This is a genomic window from Actinacidiphila guanduensis, assembly GCF_900103985.1.
Taxonomy (GTDB): Bacteria; Actinomycetota; Actinomycetes; order Streptomycetales; family Streptomycetaceae; genus Actinacidiphila; species Actinacidiphila guanduensis.
Genome location: NZ_FNIE01000002.1, coordinates 282,931 through 302,613, shown reverse-complemented (window position 1 = coordinate 302,613; position 19,683 = coordinate 282,931). Strand labels below are relative to the sequence as shown.

Here is a 19,683-nt window from a genome sequence, read left to right as displayed (position 1 = left end):
CTTGAGATCTCAGAAAACAGAGAATTTCAACAATGGCACACGTGTTCTCGTTCATTGACGACATTGCTGCAGCAATGATCACCCTAGGGGTTGGTGCGCGAATCGGATACCTCTTGGGCGCCAAAAGAAGCCAGCATGACATCGAGATGATCGAGCGTCACTTCGAGACCAGTCGTCAAATTTTCGAGCGCCAGCACGAGTTGCAGCTTAATTCGGATCGAAAACGAGCGGCCCTCGATAGCCTAAAGAAGAGCTATGACGATCTGGCCGTATGGCTGCACGGCCTAGAGCGGAAAATCGATGAAATACACGCCGCGACAACAACAACTCGGAGAGAAGTGCACGTCAAGGCTTGCACCCTCATCGGTGACCGCCCATGGGAAACAATAAACCCTCCCGTCAGCCTCGCGGCCTCTGAATTTTACTGGAGCGATGAAGTCAGAAGACTGATTCGTAAACTGTCAGCCCCATACGGAGCATTCATCATGCGAGTCAAGGATGTCATGGCCACTATCAAATATTCAGAGTCCGAAAGTGGACCGATCATCGATGATCACTCTTGGGAAGCCAGAGACAGGCTGATAGCTGTAATCAACGAGATCAGGGCTCAAGCTCGAAGCGATCTGATGGATTAACAGTCAGTCTCGCGAATATCTTGACTATCTACCGCCCCTGACGCCAGATACTTCGACGTGGGCGAGAAGGCAACAAAACGGGGGATGACTCGACGTAAAGCGGGGTCGCAACAATGAGTCTATTGGACACCGGAGTACACTCGATATCCATCAGCACAATGGCATAGCCTCGAACTGAACCCCGCGCGGACGGTGGCAGGTCCCGGCTGATCCAGTTAAAAACACCGCGCGCCGTTTCCCCTATAAGGTTTTGACTCTTACGCGTCGGCAGGATCTCGGTCAGGAATTCCGGGATAACATTAACGCCGTTTTCCTCACGCTCCTCCACGGCAAGGATGAGATCGTGAAGCCAGGTGGTGTCAGATCCCATTCGCCCTGCTGGAATGGTTCGGCCTCTCAGATGATAGGCAGATCCACAAAGCATCAGGTCTATTTCACGCGTCTCCCCTTGAAACTCTGTCGGCGCGCTTCCAATGAATAGGGCTACGTCTTCGGGTGGCTCACTGCTATCCTCATGCACAGCAGCCTGGGCCATAGGTAGCTGAAATCTGACCCATTGGTTAGCAAGCAAGCCAGGTTGAGTAAAATCAACAGGGGACAGAGTTTGCTCGACCTTAATTGCAGCACGCCGCACCAGTTCATGCGAAGCCAAACCGTCGGGATCTTGCTGCCAACTCTTGGTGGCCGAAAAATCGATGACACCCGGAAATTTTGCGGAACCCTTGAACTCCCCCTCTTCGTGAACCCCCCACATGCCCAATCGTCCGCGAATCTTTTTTTCGGAGACGTACAGAAGATCAGTAATCTCACGGCCGCCCGCCCTTGCCATTTCGGCACGGCGCCTCATTAAGCCCTCCAGCGAAAGCCAGCGAGCTGCCTTACTCGCTCCGCCACCACGGCCATGCGGGCTTCGCGCTCTGCCTCATCTGTGTGGCTGGCCTGGGCCGTGGCTTGGCCGGGCCATTTGCGGTAGAGGAGGCCGTACTCGCGGGTGAAGTAGCCGGGGCTGATCGTGTTGAGGGACAGGAGAAGGCCCGTGTCCTCCGAAGCGGGGAGAGCCATCCAGCCGCCCAGGGCGAGCAGGAGGTCACGGCGGACGAAGAGCGTGGCCGGGTGGACCTGGGCGCGGAAGTTGTGGGCCTTCCAGTGCTCGACCACCACACCCTTGGCGAGGGGGCCGTCGTCCGGGTCCTGGTCGAAGCCGGCCGTGGAGCCGTCGGGGAGCAGGTCGAGGACGCGGGAGGTGGCCCAGCCGAGGGTGGGGTCGTTCTCCAGGAGGGCGAGGTCGCGGGAGAGGGCGCCCTCGGTCAACTGGTCGTCCGCGTCGAGAACTTTGACGTACGGGCCTGAGGCGTAGGCCAGCGCCATCGTGCGCGCCACGCCGGGCCCGCCGGGGCGGCCCTGGTGGAAGGTGACGCGGGGGTCTTCGGGAACGTGGGGACGGACGGCGTCGCCGTAGCCGTCTTCCTGGATGATCCAGTGCCACTCCCAGCCGTCCGGGAGTTCCTGCGCGCACAACGACTTGTAGGCGTCCGCCAGATAGGGCGCCGCAGGCGCGTGAACGGCCGTGATGACGTCGATCCGGCGATCCGCCACGGCGGTCACCACCTTTCCAGGGGAGTGGTGAAGTTCAGCTCCGTGCGGTCGCCGGGCAAGCGGACGAAGGAGTGCTCGACCACGCGGCCGGCGGTGTCGTACGACGTCTTGCCGAGGACGATGAGGGCCGTGCCAGGAGGCAGGCCCAGTTCCTCGGCTTCCTCGGCCGTGGGCGGCCTCGCGGAGACGCGCTCCTCGATCCGGTCCAGTTCGATGCCGATGGTGAAGAGCTGGTTCTGTGTCCCGCCCGGCCAGGGCTCGTTGCCCGCGTCCAGCAGCTCGGGATTGGCCGCCACAACCTCGCGGACGAGGTACGAGACGACCAGGCTGAAGGGGTGGTCCTCGGCGCTGTACCGGGTGCGGTAGGTCCGTTGGAGCATGGACGTCCCGGTCGGCACGCCGAAGATTTCGGCCAACTCCTCGTCCGCCTCAATGTCGGCGTACGCCGCGTAGAAGACCAGGTCATCCAGTTCGAGGCCGGTGTCGTGCTCGGTCGCCCCAGTCGCCTTGCGCTCGTCCTCCGGTTCGCGGGCGCGGTCCTTCTCCCACTGGTGGCGCAGGTTCGTGCGGAAGACGGGAGTGCGGGGCTGCCGGACGAAGTTGCCGCGGCCGTGCTGCTTCTCGATCAGGCCCTCGGTCTGCAGGAGCCCGAGCGCCTGGCGGAGCGTCGGCAGGCTCTTGCCGTACTGCTCAACGAGTGTCGTCTCCGGGGGAAGGCGGTCGCCTGGGCGCAGCTCACCTGCGTGAATGCGGTCGCGTAGATCGTCCGCGATCCGTTCGTATGCCTTCGCCATGCGGCCCACCGTCCTGGTCGTCAACGGGCCCAGCATACAAGTCCTCAAGAGGTCTTGACGAGTTGAGGACTCAGGGTTCATAGTGACTACTCCACTCCTCAAGAGGACTTGAGGACTTGATCTCTTGAGGAGTGGAGAACGTCAATGCGTCCGGAGGTCCGCCCACCGCGGTGCCGAAGGCAGCGCACGGACCTTGAGAACTCCACAGCGCGCCCGAACGAACGAGTGCTTTTGATCCCGGCACGGCCTGCCTCTTCGCAGGTCGGCGGTGCCGGAGGTCATGACCGCTCGTGCGTGATGTCCGCGGGCTCCTCCGGCCGCTCGTGCTGTGGATTCCGCATGTGCCGCGCTCGCGCGGCGCCCCCGTTCCTCGTCCGCCGTCGGCCGCGCGGCCGCATCGCGCAGCCGTCGGCCCCGTCCCGCTCGTGATCAGGAGAACCGATGTGTACGCCCACCCACCGTGGCAACGGTGACAACCTCGACTTAGCGGAGTTCCCGGAGCACTTCCGGGACCTGTTCCGCGGGCCGCCCGGAAGTGCCGAACCGCCGGAGCACCGGGCCGCCCGTATGGCCGCGGCGCGCGATGTCCTCGCCGAGTTGCTGATCGAGGGCGAAGCCGACGCCGTGGCGCTGGAAGACGCCTGGTACGCCGTGCTGATCGGCGGCCCGATGCTCCTGCGCGGGTGCCGGGCCCGCGTCCCGCGCGCTCATGGCCGGCGCACCCGGGAGGCGGCATGAACGCGCACCTGCCCGCGGCCTACGTGGTCGCTGCGTTCGCCGTCCTCGTGATCGGCTGGGCGATTGCCCGGCGCATCACGCGCGGCACCGTCGCAGTCCCGGTCGCCGCCCTGGCGGCAGCGGCCTGCACCGCGTACAGCGCGGACACCTCATGGCGGTTCGCCGCCGACTACCTCGACATGGCGGGCGCCGCCGAGCGCGCAGGCATGTTCGGGGCTGGTGAACTCGCCTTGTTCGCCACGGCGTTGATGGCCCGGCAGAACCTCAACGGTCCGACCGGCGCTCCCGGCGTCCCCGGCGTGCTCATCTGGATGATCACCGGTGTGCAGATCATCCCGGCGTACGCCGAGTCGGGCCCCGTCGGCGGTACGGTCCGCGCCTTCGTCGGCCCGGTGATGGCAGCGATGCTCTGGCACCTGGCCATGGGCATCGAACTGCGCCACCGCAGGCCCGAGGCGTCATCGAACGGCTTCGGCGCCCTCGTCGCCCGCGAACGTCTGCTCTCGCGGCTCGGCATCGCCGAGCGGCACCGGGACGCCGCCCAGATCACCCGCGACCGCGCCACCGCACGGGCCGTCGCGCTCGCCGCGCGTCTCGCCGAGCTGAGCCCGGCGCAGCGCAGGAGCCGGAGGAGCCGCCGCACGGCTCACCGCCTGGCTGTCGCCGTCGCTCGCGCGTCCGTCGGCACGGACGCCGAGCAGCGCCGCAAACTCCTCGACCAGCTCGCCGCCCGGCGCAACGCCGCCGCCCTGGCGACGATCGCGCTCGCGGCACCGTGGGAGCAGTCGAGCGACCCCGCCGCCTCGGCGCTGGCGAGCCACGTGCGTAGCCAGATGGCGCAGGCAACGGCGAACGTCCGCCGGTACCCCCGGCTCCTGTTCACCGAACTGCCGGGGGCGAACACCGCTGGCAGCGAGGGCCGTTCGCCCGAGCGTTCACCCGCCAAGCTCGACACTTCCGCCGCGCTGGAGGCGATCGAACGCGGCTGGGCCGCCGGTCTCAGCGTCCGCGAGACCGCCCGCCGCGCCACCCGCGCGCCGAGCTACGTGCACAGCGTGTTCGTCCGGCTGGACGCCGAACGCGGCCCGCGTCCGGTGAACGGCCCTGGTGAACAGCCGCCCGCGCCGAACGGCACCCCGAAGACTTCCTGACGCATCCGGAAGGAGGCATCCGTGCCTGACTCCGACGGCGAGCCCAGGACGCTGGTCGACGCCCCCGGCGTCCCGACCGCCCCAAGCCTGCTCGACCGTGCCCGTAAGGCCAGTCGTCGCCCCGTCGTCCCGGCGTGGGCCCGCTCGCAACGTGAACTCCGTTCGACAGCCCGGTGGTTGAGTACGTACGTCGGCCACGTCACCGCCTATCACGCGATCCGTACACCCTGGTACGTCGCTCGCCTCACCCTGCAAGCCCCGCGCGGCACCGCCCGGTTCGTCGCCGGCGTACTGCGGTGGACGTTCGACGCCGAGGGCGAGCCGCTCCGGCAAGTGGCCGCCACTCGCGAGGACATCGAGGAGTACCTGAAGCTCTCGCGGCAGCGGGATCGGCGGGTGCGGTGGCGCACGGTCGTGACGGTCACGGCGGCAATCGTCGGTATGGCAACGGCGCTTGCCTTGTATGTGCTCGGCCCACCGTGGTTGATCGCGCTCTGTGGCACGATGCTCAGCCTTGCTCTCGGCCGAATCGGCCGACCCGTTGGAGCAACTGTTGCCAACAGAGCCGTAGAAGTTCCACGGGCGACGGTCCTCACCAGCGACATCGTCCTACGCGCTCTCACTTCCCTCGGTCTCCCAGCTATTAACCAGGCCCAGGCGAAGGGAAGTCAGGTCCTCTCTTTCACTGCGCCCATCCTCCGGGACGGCCCCGGTTGGGTTGTGGAAGGCGACCTCCCCTACGGCGTCACCGTCACCGACGTCATCGACCGCCGCGAGAAGCTGGCCTCGGGCCTGCGGCGTCCACTCGGCTGCGTATGGCCCGAGGCCGTACCCGATGAGCACACGGGACGGCTCCGCCTGTGGGTCGGCGACCAGGACATGTCCAAGACGCGGCAGGCCAAGTGGCCGCTCCTGGACGTCAAGCCGCTCGACCTCTTCAAGCCCCAGCCGTTCGCCACCGACCAGCGCGGCCGGTGGGTCGCCCAGACGCTCGTGTACGTCTCCGGGATCATCGGAGCCGTCCCGCGCATGGGCAAGACGTTCCTCTTGCGCCTGCTCCTGCTGATCGCCTGCATGGACCTGCGCGCCGAGATCCACGCCTACGACCTCAAGGGCACGGGCGACCTGTCCACGGTCGGACGCGTCGCCCACCGCTACCGGGCCGGCGAAGAAGGGGACGACATCGCGTACGCCCTCCAAGACCTGCGTGATCTCCGCGTCGAGTTGAGGCGGCGCGCGAAGGTGATCCGCGAACTCCCCAAGGACCTGTGCCCGGAGTCGAAGGTCACTTCGCCGCTCGCGGACCGCCGGACACTCGGCCTGCACCCGATCGTCATCGGCGTGGACGAGTGCCAGAAGTGGTTCGAACATCCCCAGCACGGCGCCGAGTTCGAGGAGCACTGCACGGACCTCGTCAAGCGGGGCCCGGCGCTGGGGATCACGCTTCTCCTGGCCACCCAGCGCCCGGACTCCAAGTCGCTTCCGACGGGCATCTCCGCGAACGCCACGGTGCGTTGGTGCCTGAAGGTCATGGGCCAGATCGAGAACGACATGGTCCTCGGCACCGGCTCCCACAAGCGGGGCATCCGCGCGAACACGCTCGCCTGGACCGACAAGGGCATCGCCTGGTTCGTCGGCGAGGGAGCCGACGCGCGCATCGTCCGCACAGTGGGAGTCGACGTCCCCACGGCTGACGCCCTCGCGGCCCGCATCTTCGAACTCCGCAAGCAGGCCGGGCGGATCACGGGCCACGCCCTCGGTGAGGCCCCCGAGCCGGCCGCGTCCTCGTACGACCTCCTCACCGACGTCCTCACGGCACTCCCGCCCGGCACATCGAAAGCGTGGAGCGAGGACATCGTCGCCCGGCTCGGCGAACTCCGGCCCGACGTCTACGGGCAGTGGTCCACCGAGCAACTGGCCGCCGCCGTCAAGCCGTACGGCATCCGCACCGTGCAGGTGTGGGGTTCCGCCGACGGCAAGGGTGCCAACCGCCGCGGCCTGCGCCGCGCAGACGTCCTCGACGCGGTGACCCGGCGAGACGGCGGCAGCGCTGCCGCGTAGCCCGGCACCTCCGCCTAGCACCGCCACCCGCTAGGTCTAGCACCCCCGCTAGCGGCTCGCACTGCCTCTGACCTGGCCGCTAGCGCCTAGCGGCCCCACTCCCGCACACCCTGATTCCGCCCTGGAAGGGGTTCGCCATGTCCCAACTCACCGCCGCTATAGCCCTCTTCGCCCTCGCCGCGCTCTGCTACGCCGCTCTCTGCGCCGTCAGTCCGGTCGGCTCCTGCCGCAGGTGCGGCGGCTTCGGGTTCAAGGTCCGGCAGAACCGGCGGGGACGCATCGTCCGCGGGCGCGAGTGCCGGCGCTGCCACGGCCGCGGGCAGCGGCTCCGCACGGGACGCCACCTCTACAACGTCGCCACGCGGCTGCACCGCGACGGCACCCGCTGAGCAACCACCCACCCGAGAAAGGCACTTCGATGGCGTTCAGCATCTCCGCCCTCGTCCTGTTCGGCCTCCTCCTCACGCTCCTCATGCGCTACCGCGCCCTCGGCGCCGGGGCCGCCCTCGTCGCGCTGCTCTTCGGCTTCTACCTCGCCCGCAGCAGCGCGGCACCCTCCGTCGACCAGATCATGTCCGCCCTCCGCGACGCCATCCCCGCCAAGTGACCGGCAAGGAGACCGACATGTGCACCCAGCCCGCCACCGTCCCGCCCGCCTGCATCTCGCTGATGGCCATCGCCGAACTCCGCGACGTCCTCACCGCCCTCGAACTCGGCCAAGGCCCCACCGCCATAGCCGGGTTGATGGCCATCGACGCCGAGTCCTGGCAGGCGATCGAACACCGCCTGGCCACCGTCGGGGGAGACCTGCGCCGCCTCCTCGAACGGGCCGGCGCCGGTCCCCTCACCTGACACCGCCCCGCCCAACGGAGGAACCCCTATGCCCGAGACCGCCTGGCACGCGAGCCTGGCCGACAGCGTCCGCGCCCTGGGCGCCGCCGCCGACGAACTCCGCACCGCCCACCAGCACGCCCAACTCACCGCCCGCACCACCGACCCGGCCCGCATCATCCCCCTGCCCGGCACCCTCACCGTTCCCGGCGCCGCCGAGCCGGTAAGGCCCCACGAGGACGCCCTCTGGCAGCTCAGCGACCTCTACATGGTGCTCGAACACCACACGCGCGAGCTGTACGAGAACGCCGCCCTCGGCTACGCCGTCGGCACCGCCAGGGCCGTACGCGCCGTGCTCAGCAGCCAGCGCCCGCGCCACGTCGAACTCACCCGCGAGCGCAACGGCGCATACGTCCTCGACCTGGACGACCTGCCCAACCTCGCCCAGTCCCTCACTGTCCAGGCCGGCGCGCGCGACCTCGCCCGCCTGCGCACAGAACTCCTCGCGTGCTGGCACGCCCAGGACAGCGAGGGCAACGAGGAAACCGCAGACGAGCCGGGCGGTCAGCCGTCCGCGCTCGCCGACGCCGCGCACGCCTACGGCACCTGCGCCGAGCGCGCGCTGCACCACCTCATCCGCTTCGCCGACGCCCGCGGCTTCCTGCACGCCGTCTGAACCGACCCCCGACCGAACGGAGTTCCTTGCCCCACACCCGCCCCCTCAGGGCCCACATGATCCACTCCTGGGACGGCACCGAATGGCAGGTCTTCGTCGCGCTCCCCGACGAACCCCGCTGGCCCCACATCCCCTTCGCCACCACCGACGGCGTCCCCACCCTGCACGCCCGCACCGAAGCCCTCGCCGCCCTCGGCTACACCCCGCTCGACCCCGCCCACACCTGGGACTGGATGGAAACCCCGCTGGAAGGCGACCCCGAGGGCGTCGTCGCCCTGGTCGCCACCACCACCGTCACCCCGACCCACCCCGACACCCAAGACACCTGAACCAACCCAGAGCAGCAGCGATACCGCCCAGCACAGCAGCGGGACAACGCAACAGGTGGGGGCGGCCCCCGTACGAACGGGAGCCGCCCCCACCTGCGGGTTTGCTAGCTGCGCGGAGGCTGTGGGATTTGAACCCACGGTGACATCGCTGCCACGACGGTTTTCAAGACCGTTCCCTTAGGCCGCTCGGGCAAGCCTCCCCCGGGCGTTCCCCGCGGGAGGGGAAGACGCCTGGGGGACAGCGTATCGGGTCAGTTGGTGCTGTCGCCGGTGCGGCTGCCGAGGACGAGGGTGGCCGTGTGGGTCGTGCCCGAGCGGGTGTAGGTCAGGGTGACCTTGTCGCCCGGCTGGTGCTGCCAGATCTCCCCGATCAGCGTCTCGCCGCTGTCGATCATCGTGCCGTCGAACTTGGTGATCACATCACCCGGCTTCAGGCCCGCCTTCGCGCCCGGCCCACCCGGCGTGATCGCCGAGCTGGAGTCCGTGGAGATCTGCGCGCCGTCGCCCTCGTACTGCGTGTCCAGGCTCACCCCGATGACCGGGTACACCGGCTGGCCGGTGCGGATCAGCTGCTCGGCCACCCGCTTCGCCTGGTTGATCGGGATCGCGAAGCCGAGGCCGACGCTGCCGCCCTGGCTGCCCGGCGAGGAACTGCCGCCCGGCTGGATCGCGGAGTTGATGCCGATCACCGCGCCGTTCGCATTGAGCAGCGGGCCACCGGAGTTGCCCGGGTTGATCGAGGCGTCGGTCTGGATGGCGCTCATGTACGACGCGCTCGAGCCCTCGCCGTCACTGGACGCGACCGGGCGGTGCACCGCCGAGACGATGCCCGTGGTCACCGTGCCCGACAGGCCGTACGGCGCGCCCACCGCGATCGTCGCGTCACCGACCGCCGCGTCGTCGGAGTTGCCGAGCGGCAGCGGGGTGAGCTTGACCGAGCCGGCGTTCTTCAGCTTGATGACGGCCACGTCGTAGCCCTGAGCGCGGCCGACGATCGAGGCGTCGTACGTCTTGCCGTTGGAGAAGGTGACGGTGAGTTTGCCCTGCGCGCCGGGGGCGACCACGTGGTTGTTGGTCAGGATGTGGCCCTGGGTGTCGAAGACGAACCCGGTGCCGGTGTCGCTCTCCTGGCTGTTCTGCGCCTTGATGGTGACGACGCTGGGCAGCACCTTGTTGGCGATGCCGGCCACCGAGGTGGGCGCGCGGTTGAGCGCCTTGGTGCCGGCGGGCGCCGAGACCGTGGTGGAGCCGGAGTCGTCGTTGTTCTTGGCCGCGTAGTAGCCGATGCCGCCGCCGACACCGCCGGCCACCAGCGCGGCCACCACGACGGCGGCGACCAGGCGGCCCACCCCGCGGCGCTCCCGCCCGCTTCCCGAGGGGGAGCTGGGGGGCATCGGGGTGCCCCAGGCCGGGCCGCCGGGCTGGCCGGGACCGCCGGCGCCCGGCTGCGGGGTGGCATAGGCCGGGGTCGACGGCACCGCGTAGGGGTCGTGCACGGGAGCCGGGTCCGGGTGCTCGCCCTGCGGCCCGCCCTGGGGCGGCGGCTCGGCGCTGAAGGCGGCCGGGCGCGGGGCCTCGTACGAAGGCGCGGCAGGCGCGGCAGGTGTGCCGTAGGCCGGGGCGCCGTACGCCGAGGCGGGCGGCGCGGACTGCGGCACCGATTGCGGCACGGGCGGCGGGACAGGCTGGGAGGGCACCGCCGGCGGCTTGTCGTACCCGCCGCCGAGCGCGCTGGGCGGCGGCCCGTACGGCGACGGCGGACCCACCGGCGGCGGGGCCTGCGTGGGCAGCACCTCGGTGCGGTGCTCCTCGGCGGGCGCGGCGGGTGCCGGCACCCGGTCGGTGGGGGCGGGGGCGGTGGGCGCCGCGGCGGGCACGGGTGGGGCGGCGGGCGGCGCGGCCGGATCGGCAGGCCGGTCCGCCGGCTCGGCGGGCGAGCCGGCCGGCGGAACAGGGGCAGCCGAGGCACCGTCCGGCGCGGCCGCCGACTCCCCGGCCGGTACGGAGGAACCGGCCTCGTTCTCGGTGCTCACAGCTCTTCTCCTCAGGGTCATGACCAATCAGACAACGACAAGCAGAAACCAGGGGCCCATCACGTCATGGACCCAGCATTTCCCACGGCGTGTCGGACCGCCGTAAGACGGAGCTGTGCGCCGCCTCGGACGGTGTGCGACAGCCGGCCGGCCGCCGACCAGCAGCAGACGAGCGGCGGACGAGCAGCCGACGGGCAACCGACGAGCAGCCCGACGTGCGACCGCTCTGTGGCCGACGTGCGACGTGCCGCACACCGCGCGGTGGCACCATGGCCCGGTGACTTTTGCGCGCGTGGCCCCGGAGCCGTTCCCGGGAGGACGGCCGGTCCAGGTCGTCGCCCACCGGGGCGCTTCCGAGGACGTACCAGAACATACGCTCGCCGCGTACCGGAAGGCCATCGAGGACGGTGCGGACGCGCTGGAGTGCGATGTGCGGCTGACCGCGGACGGTGAGCTGGTGTGCGTGCACGACTGGCGGGTGAACCGCACGTCGAACGGCCGCGGCGCCGTCTCCTCGCTGGAGCTGGCCGACCTCGCGGCGCTCGACTTCGGCTCCTGGAAGGGGCAGGACGCCGACGCGGAGGCGCCCGAGCGGTTCGACCCGGGGGAGCGCAGCCGGGTGCTCACCCTGCGCCGGCTGCTGGAACTGGTCGCCGAGACCGACCGCAGGGTGGAGCTGGCGATCGAGACGAAACATCCGACCCGCTGGGCCGGACAGGTGGAGGAGCGGCTGCTCGACCTGCTCGCCGAGCACGGCCTGGACCGGCCGCCGCCGGACGGGCCCGCTCCCGTTCGGGTGATGAGTTTCTCCGCCCGCTCGCTGCGCCGGGTCCGCGCCTGGGCGCCGCAGCTGCCGACGGTCCAGCTCATGCAGTACGTCTCCCCCCGTTACCGCGACGGGCGGCTGCCGGCGGGGGTGGCGGTCGCGGGTCCGAGCATGCGCATCGTGCGGGCGAACCCCGGGTACGTCTCCCGGGTGCACCGGGCGGGCCATGCGGTGCACGTGTGGACGGTGGACCGGCCCGAGGACGTGGAGCTGTGCGCGCGGCTGGGCGTGGACGCGATCATCACGAACCGCCCGCGACAGGTGCGCGAGCAGCTCGGCCGCTGAGCGGTGGGGGCAGGGCGCGGGCAGCAAGCAGCGGGGGACGCGGGGCCCCGTATACGCCGGTGTACGGGCGGGGACGGGTGAGGCCGGACGCGCCGGTGCACGCCGGAGCGGGCGCCCGTACGCGCCGCCCGCGGGCCCGCATCACGCCGGGGCCTGGCCACTCTGGAGGCTTCTGGGCGAGCCAAGGTGCCAACGGTGCCCCGCTTGACGGTGCCACTGGCCCGCATCGGTTGCGCAACCCGCGTCACCGTGGCGTAAAAGATCGCGGCTGACCTGTTTCCGGCGCTGTCCCAGAGGGCATCCACCCTGTGGCGTGGGGTGAAGGAGGTCTCGGGGGTGTCGTTGATGGTGGCGCAAGGAGTGCCGACGTCCACGACCATGGCCCTGCCCCATGGTCCTACGGGCGTCGCGGACGCCAGGCGGCGGTTGCGTACGGATCTGTGCGCGCAAGGGGTGCCGGACCCCGTGACGGACGACGCCGTCCTGATCGTCTCCGAGCTGATCAGCAATTCCTGCCGGCATGCCCGGCCCTTGGGCGCGAGCACCGAGGGCGGCCGGGACCCGGCGGGCGCGCAGGCGCCCGCCGACTCGTTCGAGGCCGGGATACGGGCCGCGTGGTCGGTCGGTGAGGACGGGCTGCTGGTCCTGGAGGTCACCGACGGCGGCGGCTCCACCCGCCCGCGCCCGGCCAGCCCCTCGCTGACCGCGCACGGCGGCCGGGGCCTGGGCATCGTGGCGAAACTGGCGCTGCGCTGGGGCGTCCGGGACGCCCCCGGCGAGGTGACGGTCTGGGCGGTGCTGCCCGTCCGCGGCCGCCACGCCCGCCGGGACGACTCGATCGGCACGGGCATCCGCCTGCCGATGGGCGTCCCCCTGGACCTCCCCCTCGACCTGGCCGAGTCGCTGGACGACCTCGGCTGACAGGAAGAGGCGTACGGGGCCGGGTGAGAGGGTCCGTACGAAGGGTGGGCGAGCGACCAGCTGTTCGCTGCGGCGGGCGCATTGCGTACGCGGGGTGCGAGGTCCGTACGAGGCAGCCGACGTCGTACGAGCGACGCCCGACTCCGTACGGGACGGCCCACCTCGTACGACCAGGAACCCATTCCGCAGGAGAAGCGCCCAGCTCCGTATGGGGGCAACCGGCCTCGTACCCGCAGTGCCCAGCTCCGTACGGCAGCGGCCTGCTCCGTACGCGACGCGCCCGCCTCCGCGGCCGAAGGGGCGGGCCCCGTACGAGGCTCGCCCCCGTACGCGCCTCGCGGTGGTCGGGCCATGGCAGCTGCGGGCGCTAGGCTCGCGGCCGGAAGAACGCCGTACCGGGAGAGACCGGGAGAGATCGAGCCATGGCCAAGAAGCGCGCGACCGCCAGCAAGCGCAGCCCCAAGGCAGCGGCAGGCGATGCCGTTCCCGTCGTCGGCGCGCGGGAACCCTGCCCATGCGGTTCCGGCCGCCGGTACAAGGCGTGCCACGGGCGGGAGGCGGCGCACGCGGTCACCGAGCTGGTCCGCCGCCCCTTCGAGGGGCTGCCCGCCGAGTGCGACTGGGTGGCGCTGCGCGAGCTGGTGCCCGCGGCCACCGTGCCGCTCACGCTGAAGGACCCGCTGCCGGACGGGGTGCCCTCCGTCACGCTCGGCACCGTGCTCCCGATGGCCTGGCCGGGGCTGCGCCGCGACACCGGCGCGGTGCTGCTCGGGCTGCAGAACGACGCGTCCTCCGGCGACATCAGCCGCGACCTCGCCGACACCCTGGTGCGCGCGCTGTCCGCCGAGGCGGGCAACCCGGTCGAGGGCCGCCGCCCGGACCCCGACGGACCGCGGCTGCAGGACCTGCTCGACCTCGACGCGCCGTTCGTCCCGCAGGTGCACGCAGGCTTCGACTTCTGGCTGGAGGACGCCTCGGCGGCCACGGGCGAGGTCGCCGCGTCGCTGGAGCGGGCCAACGAGGCCGCGATCCCGACCGCCCGGCTGAACGGGGTGGACGCGGCCTACTGGTGCGAGACCCCGGAGAAGAACCACCTGCGCTGGGTGATGCCGCACCCGGAGGAGGCGCTGCTCGACGCGCTCGCCCGGCTGCACGCGGCCGGCGCGTCCTCACTCGGCGAGGGCACCCGGCTGGTCGGCTCGTTCCGCGCGCACGGGCTACTGGTGCCGGTGTGGGACCTGCCGGTCGGGATGTCGGCGGACGACGTGGAGAAGCCGGCCGCGGCCTTCGGCGAGCGGCTGGCCGAGACGCTCACCCGGACGGGCCCGCTGACCGCGGACGAGCGCAGGGCGCGCAGCGGCTTCACGAACCGCCAGATCACGCTGAGCTGAGAACGGGAGCCGCCGCCCGGTCCGGTGCCTCGCCGCCGGCCGGTCGGCGGCCCGCGATCCGGCCCGGCCGCTGGACCGGACCAAGCGGTTGCTCAGTGATTCCGATCACAACTCCCCTGAAAACACCGGGGAATGGGGGCGCTCCCCCGATCGGGGAATTTGCGATCGGACGAAGTCTTGTTACCGTTTGAACAGCCCGGTCGCTGGTGCATCCCCCGTCGCCAGCGGCCGGGCCTTTTCGTGCCCGCAGGGTGGCCGCAGCCGCGCGATCCGCGCCCGTACGGCGCCCGCGGCACCGTATCCGCAGCTGAGGGACGGTTCTTGCACCGGCGCCCGGGGACCGTCCACCGGTCGAGCGCCCCCGACCGCGTCCCGGCAGGCCGCACACCCGTTCGCCCAGGACAGATCAGCGGGACCGCTCAGTCGTCCGACGACGTCCTCGGCGCCGCAGGACTGCTGTGGCCCGCGTTCCCGCCGTGCGCCCGACCGTGTTCGGCGCTCGCGGTGGCGAAGGCGAGCGGCAGCACCACGGCGAGCGCCGCCACGCTGGCGACCGCGACCTTGCGCAGCCCGGCCGCGCGCAGCCGATCCTGCTCCTCGCGCGCCTGCCGCGCGGAACCGTTCCCAGGATGCTTCGACGTCACCGGAACCACCTGCACTTCCTCCGACCTCGATGTACCGCATCCCCCGCCCGGCCGAAGATAACCCGGAGGGAGGGGCGGTTGTCACGACACCCCGGCGGAACGCGGGGCACACCACCCCAGGCGGCGGCATGGAACAGCGCAGCCCGGCCGCTTTCCCACCGGCCGGGCCGAGCGCCGAAGCCCGCTCCGGGCCGGGGCGCCTCAGCAGCCCTAGCGTCCTCAGCGGCCTCAGTAGCGGAGCCGGTCCCCGTCCGGCGAGGTGCGGCCGGCCCGCACCAGCGCGTCCACCAGCGCGTCGATCCGCGGCAGCCAGGGGGTGTCCTCGCCTGCGGGCACGACCGGGCAGCGCACCCAGTGCACCGGCCCGGGCGTCTCGGTGGCCGAGGGCAGCGCCACGTAGCCGCCGTCACCGTGGTAGCGCAGCGAGGTGGGCACCCAGTCCTGGGTGTCGAGGAGTTCGCCGAGTTCGGGCAGCGAGTAAGGGGCCACGAGGAAGACGTAGCGGGTGGGGGTGGCCAGCACCGGGCCGAGCCGGCAGCCGAGGCGCTCCATCACCTCCAGCGCGCGGGCGCCCGCCACCGCGGGCAGGCTCGCGGCCGACACGCGGTCGCCCGTCGCGAGCACCACGGGGGCGTCCGGGCGGGAGGTGAACCACCAGCGGACCATGCGCGGGTCCCGGGTCGCGGCCAGCAGTCCGGGGTCGAGCGGGTGGGCGCCGGGCACGGCGCAGGCCGGTCTGCCGCAACCGCAGCCGGGGGCACCGGCCGTACGCCGCACGGGGCGGTCGAGTCCGACGCCGGGGACCACGCGCCACTGCCACCGGCCGGCGTAGACGAGCGCCGCGTCGAGTGAGGCGGTCCGCCCCCTTCGCCGAAGAGAGATCTTGCGTCGCCTTCCGAGGATCTCGCGCATGAGCGCTCGTTCCTTTCCGTTAACGCCCAGGGATCTGCCCACTGCACAAAGTAACTGTCGAGCACACCGCACTTGAGGCAGCTTTCCGCGCTGCCAGCCGAGCGTGGAACGTGGCGGAGGGTGGCGCGCACCTGGCGCTCCTGCCTGCTGAATCCTGGCCACGAGCCACTGGTCGTGGTTCGCGCCGGATGTGGCACCCCTCGCCACTCGGGGTTGGGTCGGCCGTCAACTGTATACGTACTACGACGCTTGAGCCGGACTTCGGGTTCCTACCCACCACCCGCGAAATGACGCGCTGTTGGCCGGGCTCAGTCGACCGTGCGCATGGCGCGGGGGTGACGCTTTCCGGCCAACCTACGGAAGTGACCGGTGCGTCGGAAGAGACGGGGACGTATCACCGACACCATTCTTGTACCGGGACAATCCTGGACATGCCCACGATCGTGCGTGTAGAAGTGGGGTCCTTGGCAGCAGCGCAGCACGACATGGGGGTTTGCGATGCTATTCCGGCTTGTGCTCCGCACACCGCGGGCGGAATGCCCTGATCACCCCACGCGTCGGCATGCAGCCACGGGCCGCCGGCCATGAGCCCCGCCGACGTAGGAAAAGTGGCCGGAAGCGAACCGTCGTCTTCTGTCAGGCCGCAGACTGCCGCACCCCCGGCGTCCCCAGCCTCCCCGGCGTCCTCGCCGTCCTCCGTCCTGGTCCCGCCCGCGCAGAGCGGCGGCCACGAGGCGCTGCCGCCGCGCGGCACCGGCGACCACTCCGGCGCCGTCCAGGACCGGCTCGCCGCCTGGGTGTGCGACTTGTCACTGCTGCACGAGCTCACCGAGCGCCTGGCCCGCACCAGCGGCCTGGACGACGCGGTGCACGAACTGCTGCGGGCCGGCGCCACCCTGGTCGGCGCCCGCCGCGGCCTGGTCGCCCTGGCGCCGGCCGACGGGCTCGGCCCGGAGACCACCGTGGCGCTCGGCCTCGGTCACAGCGACCTGGGCACCCTGGAGACGGTGCCGCAGGCTGCCCTGGCCACGGGGGGCGCCGGCGGCGGCCTCCACCGCGACCTGCTGCATGAGCCCGGCCTGGCCCCGCGCCACCGCGAGGTCGCCGCCCACCTCGGCCTCGCCGCCAGCTACGCGGTGCCGCTGACCGCCGACAGCGGCGGGCCGCTCGGCACCGCGGTCTGGTTCTACGACGAGCCCGCCGAGCCGCCCGACCGCCGGCGCCGCCTGCTCGCCCTCTACCTGCGCTTCGCCACCGAGTACGTGGCCCGCTGCCTCGAACTCGCCCGGGTCCGCGACGGCTCCGCCGCGCTGCGCGCCGAACTGCTGCCGGCGCGGCTGCCGCGGGTGCCAGGGGTGCGGACGGCGGTACGCCACACCGCCGGCCCGCGCGGCGGCGGCGACTGGTACGACGCGCTGCCGCTGCCCGAGGGCGCGCTGGGGCTCGCCGTCGGCGGGGTGACCGGCGCGGGACCGGGCGCGGTGGCCGCCATGGGCCGGCTGCGGGCCTCGCTGCGGGCGTACGCGGTGATGGAGGGCGAGGACCCGGTCGCCGTGCTCGCCGACCTCGAACTGCTGCTGCGGATGACCGAGCCCGCCCGCTCGGCCACCGCGCTCTTCGTGCACGCCGCCGCCCACTCCGCCGGCGGCCACCGGATCACGCTGGCCGGCGCCGGCCACTGCCCGCCGCTGCTCGTCGGCGACCGGCGCTGCGAGTACGTCGAGACCTCGCTGTCCGCCCCGCTGAACATGCTCAGCTGCTGGGAGGCGCCCGGCGTGGAGTTGCGAGTGCGGCCGGGGGAGAGCCTGCTGCTCTTCACCGACGGGTTGCTGCACCGTACCGGCGAACCCACCGACCGGGCCTTCACCCGCCTGCACGCAGCCGCCCGCAGCGCGCCGGCGGCCGTGCGGGCCGATCCCGAGCGGCTGGCCGACCACGTGCTGGGCGCGGTGCTGCCGGACGGGCGGGACCGGGCGGAGCACCCGGAGGACCTGGTGCTGCTGGTGGCGCACTTCGAGTAGGGCGGTCTGTGAGGGGGGTTTGCGAGGCGGGTGCCTTCGAGGCCGATGCCGTGCCGCAGTGCCGTGCCGCCGTGTTGTGCTTTGGCCCTGTGTCGCAGTGCCGTGTCGCAGTGCCGTGTCGCGGTGCCGCGTCGCCACACCGTATCGCCGTCCTGTGTCGCCGTGCCCTGTCGCCGTTCTGTCGTGCCGTGCCGTGTCACCGCACTCGCCGTGCCGTTTTCGGGCATGTGGGCGCGGGGTCGCCGGCCCGCCCTCCCCCATACGATGGACGAAACGTTCCGGTATGAGGAGGCAGCAGGTGGCGGAGGCCGAGGACACGCAGGACACCGCGGGGGCGGCAGCGGCACCCGGGGCAGGCACGGGCGCCGCCGGGGACGGAGCCGCGGGCGAGGCCGGCAAGCCCGCGGGCAAGCCGATCAAGCAGCGCAAGAACGGGCTCTACCCCGCCGTCTCCGACGAGCTGGCCGCCGTCATGAAGTCCGGCTGGGCGGACACCGAGCGGCGCGGCCTCGACCCGATCCCGCAGGCCGACCGGACCGCCGCCCGCCGCGCCGCGGTGTCCGCGCGCTTCCCGGGCGAGCGGATCGTGGTCCCGGCGGGCAACCTGCGCACCCGCTCCAATGACACGGACTATCCCTTCCGCGCCTCCACCGAGTACGTCCACCTCACCGGCGACCAGACGCAGGACGCCGTGCTGGTGCTCGAACCCCTCGCCGAGGGCGGTCACGCCGCCACCGCCTATCTGCTGCCGCGCTCGGACCGGGAGAACGGCGAGTTCTGGCTGCACGGCCAGGGCGAGCTGTGGGTGGGGCGGCGCAACAGCCTCACGGAGGCCGAGCAGCTGCTCGGCCTGCCCTGCAAGGACGTGCGCACCGCCGCCGACGACCTGCGGGAGGCCACCGGACCGGTCCGCGTCGTACGCGGCCACGACGCCGGGATCGAGGCGGCCCTGCACGACAAGACGACCGCCGAGCGGGACGAGGAACTGAAGGTCTTCCTCTCCGAACTGCGCCTCATCAAGGACGAGTTCGAGATCGGCGAGCTGCAGAAGGCGTGCGACTCCACCGCCCGCGGCTTCGAGGACGTGGTCCGCGTGCTGGACCGCGCCCAGGCCACCTCCGAGCGCTACATCGAGGGCACCTTCTTCCTGCGCGCCCGCGTGGAGGGCAACGACGTCGGCTACGGCTCGATCTGCGCCTCCGGCCCGCACGCCACCACCCTGCACTGGGTGCGCAACGACGGCCCTGTGAACGCCGGCGACCTGCTGCTGCTCGATGCGGGCGTGGAGACCACCACCCTCTACACCGCTGACGTCACCCGCACCCTCCCCGTCGACGGCACCTTCACCCCGCTCCAGCGCCGCATCTACGACGCGGTGTACGACGCCCAGCAGGCCGGCATCGCCGCGGTCAAGCCGGGCGCGGCCTACCGCGACTTCCACGAGGCGGCCCAGCGGGTGCTCGCCGAACGGCTGGTGGAGTGGGGCCTGCTGGAGGGCCCGGTGGAGCGGGTGCTGGAGCTGGCCCTGCAGCGCCGCTGGACCCTGCACGGCACCGGCCACATGCTCGGCCTGGACGTGCACGACTGCGCCCACGCCCGTACCGAGACCTACGTGGACTGCACGCTGGAGCCCGGCATGGTGCTCACGGTGGAGCCGGGGCTGTACTTCCAGGCGGACGACCTCACGGTGCCGGCGGAGTACCGGGGCATCGGGGTGCGGATCGAGGACGACATCCTCGTCACCGAGAGCGGCAACCGGAACCTGTCGGCGGCGCTGCCGCGACGGTCGGACGAGGTCGAGGCGTGGATGGCGGGGCTCAAGGAGTCCTGAGCGGGGCG

The 19,683-nt window shown here is 71.4% G+C and carries 20 protein-coding genes and 1 tRNA gene; 14 read left to right on the top strand and 7 right to left on the bottom strand.

All coding sequences use genetic code 11. The annotated features are described in order from the left end of the window. The first annotated feature begins 32 nt into the window (after positions 1-32). Positions 33-635 (top strand): hypothetical protein, encoded by a 603-nt coding sequence (locus BLR33_RS34645; protein WP_143031624.1) that lies wholly within the window; start codon positions 33-35, stop codon positions 633-635. A gap of 28 nt (positions 636-663) precedes the next feature. Here the strand turns inward: BLR33_RS34645 and BLR33_RS34640 are convergent, their stop codons facing one another. Genes BLR33_RS34640 through BLR33_RS04610 form a run of 3 tightly spaced genes read right to left on the bottom strand, consistent with a single transcriptional unit; the run spans position 664 to position 3,025 of the window. Continuing rightward, the gene (locus BLR33_RS34640; RefSeq protein WP_143031623.1) at positions 664-1,482 is read right to left on the bottom strand and encodes an SAVMC3_10250 family protein; all 819 of its coding nucleotides are present in this window, start codon (positions 1,480-1,482) and stop codon (positions 664-666) included. Continuing rightward, the gene (locus tag BLR33_RS04615) at positions 1,482-2,240 is read right to left on the bottom strand and encodes a glycosyltransferase family 2 protein (RefSeq protein WP_093782967.1); all 759 of its coding nucleotides are present in this window, start codon (positions 2,238-2,240) and stop codon (positions 1,482-1,484) included. The genes BLR33_RS34640 and BLR33_RS04615 overlap by 1 nt, the downstream gene beginning before the upstream one ends. Continuing rightward, on the bottom strand, positions 2,237-3,025 hold the full coding sequence (locus BLR33_RS04610) for a GntR family transcriptional regulator (RefSeq protein ID WP_093782966.1): 789 nt from the start codon (positions 3,023-3,025) through the stop codon (positions 2,237-2,239). Before BLR33_RS04610 ends, BLR33_RS04615 begins: the two co-directional genes overlap by 4 nt. 441 nt (positions 3,026-3,466) lie before the next feature. On the opposite strand from BLR33_RS04610, the gene BLR33_RS04605 reads away from it, so the two are divergent. From BLR33_RS04605 to BLR33_RS04570, 8 genes are all read left to right on the top strand, one after another. Beyond that, positions 3,467-3,763: a hypothetical protein gene (locus BLR33_RS04605; protein WP_093782965.1), complete on the top strand. Its 297-nt coding sequence runs from the start codon at positions 3,467-3,469 to the stop codon at positions 3,761-3,763. Then, positions 3,760-4,914 (top strand): helix-turn-helix domain-containing protein, encoded by a 1,155-nt coding sequence (locus tag BLR33_RS04600; protein ID WP_245771152.1) that lies wholly within the window; start codon positions 3,760-3,762, stop codon positions 4,912-4,914. The genes BLR33_RS04605 and BLR33_RS04600 overlap by 4 nt, the downstream gene beginning before the upstream one ends. Before the next feature lie 720 nt (positions 4,915-5,634). Next, entirely contained in the window at positions 5,635-6,975 is a 1,341-nt protein-coding gene (locus tag BLR33_RS04595) for a hypothetical protein (RefSeq protein ID WP_093782964.1), read from the top strand. Between the two features lie 137 nt (positions 6,976-7,112). Next, positions 7,113-7,364 carry a hypothetical protein gene (locus BLR33_RS04590; RefSeq protein ID WP_093782963.1) on the top strand — a complete coding sequence of 84 codons (252 nt, stop codon included), beginning with the start codon at positions 7,113-7,115 and terminating at the stop codon, positions 7,362-7,364. A 29-nt stretch (positions 7,365-7,393) separates the two neighbouring features. Then, positions 7,394-7,582, top strand: coding sequence for a hypothetical protein (locus BLR33_RS04585; RefSeq protein WP_093782962.1), 189 nt, complete (start codon positions 7,394-7,396; stop codon positions 7,580-7,582). A gap of 17 nt (positions 7,583-7,599) precedes the next feature. Then, the gene (locus tag BLR33_RS04580) at positions 7,600-7,827 is read left to right on the top strand and encodes a hypothetical protein (RefSeq protein WP_093782961.1); all 228 of its coding nucleotides are present in this window, start codon (positions 7,600-7,602) and stop codon (positions 7,825-7,827) included. Between the two features lie 28 nt (positions 7,828-7,855). Beyond that, positions 7,856-8,482 carry a hypothetical protein gene (locus BLR33_RS04575; protein ID WP_093782960.1) on the top strand — a complete coding sequence of 209 codons (627 nt, stop codon included), beginning with the start codon at positions 7,856-7,858 and terminating at the stop codon, positions 8,480-8,482. Positions 8,483-8,508: 26 nt separating this feature from the next. Beyond that, positions 8,509-8,811: a DUF6303 family protein gene (locus BLR33_RS04570; protein WP_143031622.1), complete on the top strand. Its 303-nt coding sequence runs from the start codon at positions 8,509-8,511 to the stop codon at positions 8,809-8,811. Between the two features lie 113 nt (positions 8,812-8,924). Here the strand turns inward: BLR33_RS04570 and BLR33_RS04565 are convergent. Next, positions 8,925-9,011, bottom strand: a tRNA-Ser gene (locus tag BLR33_RS04565). A gap of 51 nt (positions 9,012-9,062) precedes the next feature. Beyond that, positions 9,063-10,844, bottom strand: coding sequence for a S1C family serine protease (locus BLR33_RS04560; RefSeq protein WP_245771151.1), 1,782 nt, complete (start codon positions 10,842-10,844; stop codon positions 9,063-9,065). A gap of 277 nt (positions 10,845-11,121) precedes the next feature. On the opposite strand from BLR33_RS04560, the gene BLR33_RS04555 reads away from it, so the two are divergent. The 3 genes from BLR33_RS04555 to BLR33_RS04540 all read left to right on the top strand — a co-directional run bounded on the left by BLR33_RS04555 (position 11,122) and on the right by BLR33_RS04540 (position 14,267). Then, a complete protein-coding gene (locus BLR33_RS04555) occupies positions 11,122-11,955 on the top strand; it encodes a glycerophosphodiester phosphodiesterase (protein WP_093782957.1) in 834 nt (277 codons plus the stop codon). A gap of 336 nt (positions 11,956-12,291) precedes the next feature. Continuing rightward, positions 12,292-12,876, top strand: coding sequence for an ATP-binding protein (locus BLR33_RS04545; protein ID WP_176930124.1), 585 nt, complete (start codon positions 12,292-12,294; stop codon positions 12,874-12,876). A 422-nt stretch (positions 12,877-13,298) separates the two neighbouring features. Next, positions 13,299-14,267: a DUF5926 family protein gene (locus BLR33_RS04540; RefSeq protein ID WP_093782954.1), complete on the top strand. Its 969-nt coding sequence runs from the start codon at positions 13,299-13,301 to the stop codon at positions 14,265-14,267. A 419-nt stretch (positions 14,268-14,686) separates the two neighbouring features. On the opposite strand, the gene BLR33_RS04535 is transcribed toward BLR33_RS04540, so the two are convergent. Then, positions 14,687-14,911 carry a hypothetical protein gene (locus BLR33_RS04535; protein ID WP_143031621.1) on the bottom strand — a complete coding sequence of 75 codons (225 nt, stop codon included), beginning with the start codon at positions 14,909-14,911 and terminating at the stop codon, positions 14,687-14,689. A gap of 228 nt (positions 14,912-15,139) precedes the next feature. Further along, complete coding sequence (locus BLR33_RS04530) at positions 15,140-15,823, bottom strand: bifunctional DNA primase/polymerase (protein ID WP_093782952.1); 684 nt, start codon at positions 15,821-15,823, stop codon at positions 15,140-15,142. A 584-nt stretch (positions 15,824-16,407) separates the two neighbouring features. Between BLR33_RS04530 and BLR33_RS04525 the strand changes: the two genes are divergently transcribed. Continuing rightward, positions 16,408-17,844, top strand: a complete 1,437-nt coding sequence (locus BLR33_RS04525) for a PP2C family protein-serine/threonine phosphatase (RefSeq protein WP_093782951.1) — start codon at positions 16,408-16,410, stop codon at positions 17,842-17,844. Positions 17,845-18,127: 283 nt separating this feature from the next. Further along, entirely contained in the window at positions 18,128-19,675 is a 1,548-nt protein-coding gene (locus BLR33_RS04520; RefSeq protein WP_093782950.1) for an aminopeptidase P family protein, read from the top strand. Positions 19,676-19,683 lie beyond the last annotated feature (8 nt).

Bases quoted from the DNA above. Each gene is read 5' to 3' on its own strand.
- BLR33_RS04525 (WP_093782951.1), top strand. From the start codon at position 16,408: ATGAGCCCCGCCGACGTAGGAAAAGTGGCCGGAAGCGAACCGTCGTCT.
- BLR33_RS04520 (WP_093782950.1), top strand. From the start codon at position 18,128: ATGAGGAGGCAGCAGGTGGCGGAGGCCGAGGACACGCAGGACACCGCG.
- BLR33_RS04610 (WP_093782966.1), bottom strand. From the start codon at position 3,025: ATGGCGAAGGCATACGAACGGATCGCGGACGATCTACGCGACCGCATT.
- BLR33_RS04590 (WP_093782963.1), top strand. From the start codon at position 7,113: ATGTCCCAACTCACCGCCGCTATAGCCCTCTTCGCCCTCGCCGCGCTC.
- BLR33_RS04540 (WP_093782954.1), top strand. From the start codon at position 13,299: ATGGCCAAGAAGCGCGCGACCGCCAGCAAGCGCAGCCCCAAGGCAGCG.
- BLR33_RS04575 (WP_093782960.1), top strand. From the start codon at position 7,856: ATGCCCGAGACCGCCTGGCACGCGAGCCTGGCCGACAGCGTCCGCGCC.
- BLR33_RS34640 (WP_143031623.1), bottom strand. From the start codon at position 1,482: ATGAGGCGCCGTGCCGAAATGGCAAGGGCGGGCGGCCGTGAGATTACT.
- BLR33_RS34645 (WP_143031624.1), top strand. From the start codon at position 33: ATGGCACACGTGTTCTCGTTCATTGACGACATTGCTGCAGCAATGATC.
- BLR33_RS04585 (WP_093782962.1), top strand. From the start codon at position 7,394: ATGGCGTTCAGCATCTCCGCCCTCGTCCTGTTCGGCCTCCTCCTCACG.
- BLR33_RS04600 (WP_245771152.1), top strand. From the start codon at position 3,760: ATGAACGCGCACCTGCCCGCGGCCTACGTGGTCGCTGCGTTCGCCGTC.
- BLR33_RS04530 (WP_093782952.1), bottom strand. From the start codon at position 15,823: ATGCGCGAGATCCTCGGAAGGCGACGCAAGATCTCTCTTCGGCGAAGG.
- BLR33_RS04605 (WP_093782965.1), top strand. From the start codon at position 3,467: ATGTGTACGCCCACCCACCGTGGCAACGGTGACAACCTCGACTTAGCG.
- BLR33_RS04580 (WP_093782961.1), top strand. From the start codon at position 7,600: ATGTGCACCCAGCCCGCCACCGTCCCGCCCGCCTGCATCTCGCTGATG.